This window comes from Zongyangia sp. (assembly GCF_965361945.1).
In genome coordinates this window covers 1-2599 of sequence record NZ_CBDTOK010000132.1, presented here as the reverse complement: position 1 = coordinate 2599, position 2599 = coordinate 1, and the positions used below count along the sequence as shown (strand labels likewise).

3 protein-coding genes and 1 pseudogene are annotated in these 2599 nt (G+C 55.4%); 1 reads left to right on the top strand and 3 read right to left on the bottom strand.

The annotated features are described in order from the left end of the window. A pseudogene (locus ACZ25G_RS08625) lies at window positions 1–216 on the bottom strand (NAD(P)H-dependent oxidoreductase); the annotation flags it as partial. A gap of 491 nt (window positions 217–707) precedes the next feature. On the opposite strand from ACZ25G_RS08625, the gene ACZ25G_RS08620 reads away from it, so the two are divergent. Beyond that, window positions 708–2075: a hemolysin family protein gene (locus tag ACZ25G_RS08620; protein WP_191482945.1), complete on the top strand. Its 1368-nt coding sequence runs from the start codon at window positions 708–710 to the stop codon at window positions 2073–2075. A gap of 76 nt (window positions 2076–2151) precedes the next feature. Here the strand turns inward: ACZ25G_RS08620 and ACZ25G_RS08615 are convergent, their stop codons facing one another. Next, the gene (locus ACZ25G_RS08615) at window positions 2152–2373 is read right to left on the bottom strand and encodes a PF20097 family protein (RefSeq protein WP_463682165.1); all 222 of its coding nucleotides are present in this window, start codon (window positions 2371–2373) and stop codon (window positions 2152–2154) included. A gap of 24 nt (window positions 2374–2397) precedes the next feature. Beyond that, window positions 2398–2599: hypothetical protein (locus ACZ25G_RS08610; RefSeq protein WP_463682164.1), on the bottom strand; the 202-nt coding region annotated here is incomplete at its 5' end.

Genomic DNA, 2599 nt, shown 5'->3' with positions numbered 1-2599 from the left:
TTGATTTGCATATTTAAATATTGGGGCTGAAAAATCCTTTTGCATAACAAGCTGGTCTCTTTCTTCCAAGTGTTCCCAATCAAGGGGATAAATATTTTCATGACAAAGATTTACTTCTTCTATTTCGCCATCTAACTTTTTCAGCACTTCTCGCGCCAGTAAAAGGGTGCGTGAATGAGGTCTAATACAAGCGTTGATAAATAATATTTTTTTCATATCAGTCTTCCTTTCTAAGAAAACAATAAAAAGCCCTAATTAGTTTCACGATATACCTAAATATGGTGTATGTCAAGCTATCCGGGAAGGTGTCTAAACTAAGAATTCATGCAGAAATAGCAGGAGATTTTCCATACATTACTTCATACATAGCCCATGAGGCTTTGCCCTAGCGGGCGGCATGCCGCGCCCCGGGTTTTATCTGCAACACTGTCGCGGCTCACGCGCGCCTACCGGCGGGCAAAACGCGCTTTTGGTCTTGTCCGCGCCATTGCCGCGTCTCACGCGAATGGGTTACCGCCAGTGCCTATCCGCGATTTGGCAGCGGCGACTCGCTGCCCGCGATGCCCGCAATTACGTTGCGATTGACACATCAGCGCGACTTCCCCCGGCGGGAGCCGGGGAAATTGACAGAGGTCTTGGGAGGGATGTATAATATACTTAATTATACCCATAGATTCTTATTATTTTGAACACAAAGGAGTTTTATCATGGACCCCGACGGTAATTTCATGCTCCGCCTGGTCATCCTGCTGGCGGCCCTCTTTCTCAAGGCGTTTATTATGTGCAGCAAGACCTCCATTGTCCTGTTCCCGGACGCCCGGATCCGCAAGCTGTGCGACGAGGGCAACGAAAAGGCAAAGCGGATTGCCAAGCTGACCAGCGAGCCCACCAATTATGGGGACAGCACCCTGCTGCTCTCCCACTTCTTTACGGTGCTCATCACCATCCTCACCACCCTGACCGGATACCAGGCCCTCTGGCCCTGGCTCTCCTCCCTGGGGCTGTCCCAGGGGCTGGCCAGCACCCTGCTGGCGGCGGCCATCGCCCTTGTCACCTGCTTTGTCGTCCTGGTGCTGGCCACCTATCTGCCCAAGAATATCGCCGGGAAAAACCCGGAGGGCGTGGCCCTTGCCACAGTAGGTCTGCTCACCCTCATCCTCCACATTGCCCGGCCCTTCCGGTTTGTGACGGTCAAGTTTTCCAACGCCTTCTCCAAGCTGCTGGGCTTTGACCCCAAAGGCCAGGAGGAGTTGGTCACCGAAGAGGAAATCCGGATGATGGTGGATGTGGGCAACGAAAAAGGGGTCATCGAGGAAAGCCAGAAGGAGATGATTAACAACATCTTCGAGTTTGACGACACCACGGCGGAGGAGATCATGACCCACCGCACCGAAATTTCCGCGGTGCCCATAGATTCCTCTCTGGATGAGGTGCTGGATGTGGCCATCACCGAAGGCTATTCCCGAATCCCGGTCTATCAGGAGGATATTGACAACATTGTGGGGGTCATCTATGTCAAAGACCTGCTCAAGCTGATCAGCGGCGGCAGCGCTCCGGAGTTCCACGTGGAACACTACCTGCGCCCCCTCTTCTTTGTCCCCGAATCCACCCGGTTAAAGGAGTTGTTCACCCAGTTCACCGAGCGGAGGATGCAGCTGGCTGTGGTGGTGGACGAATATGGCGGCACCTCCGGCATTGTCACCATGGAGGACGTGCTGGAATCCATTGTGGGCAATATCCAGGACGAGTATGACGACGAGGAGGAAGAGTTCTACCAGATCGACGACCACACCTGGTCCATTGACGGCGGCGCCGACCTGGACGATGTGGAAAAGAAGCTGGGAGTCAAGCTGGTGGAGGAGGACTCCGAGCTGGATGTGGATACCCTGGGCGGCCTGATCATCGATATGCTGGGCCGGATCCCTGGGGAGGAGGAAACCCCCTCGGTGGAACTGGGCGGGGTGCGCTTTACCGCCACCAGCATTGCGGAACGCCGGATTACCCGGGTCAAAGCCGTCCTTCTGCCCCCGCCCCCGCCGGAGGAGGCTCCGGATGAAAAAGAGGACGGGCGCTGATAAAAACAACGAAGGGTGGAGAAACCAAATGGTTTCTCCACCCTTTTCTTCTGCTTTGCACCCGCTGGGGCGGCGTTCAATAGTCGATGATGATCTTTCGGCACTTCCGGCAGCAATGGGCCTGGGGCCAGTTGGGGGGAACCTCCCACCGGTCTGGGGGCAGGAGGACGGCGTTCTTCTTTTCCAGGCTGCTTTTGACCGTCCATGGAGGACGCTCTCCCTTGGGTAAAAAGTAGTTGCAGCCCCGGCTGATCAAAAGGCCTTCTTCCATCTCGCCACCGCAAAAGGGACATTTCATAGGCCAGAACCTCCCCGCAATCTCTTAGAGACTTGCCTCGTTTTCCACCGGCTCCCTCTCTTCCTCTGGGACCTCCTCCGGCAAAGGTTCCTCCTCTGCTGCCGGGGGCTGGGATCCTACCAGAGCGGCGCCGCGCTGAGGCGGGGCCATGGACAGGACCTGATAGCATTTGGGGGCGTTTTTCCGCAGAAGCCCCTCATTGGTGTCGTGGGTATAGATGTCCTCC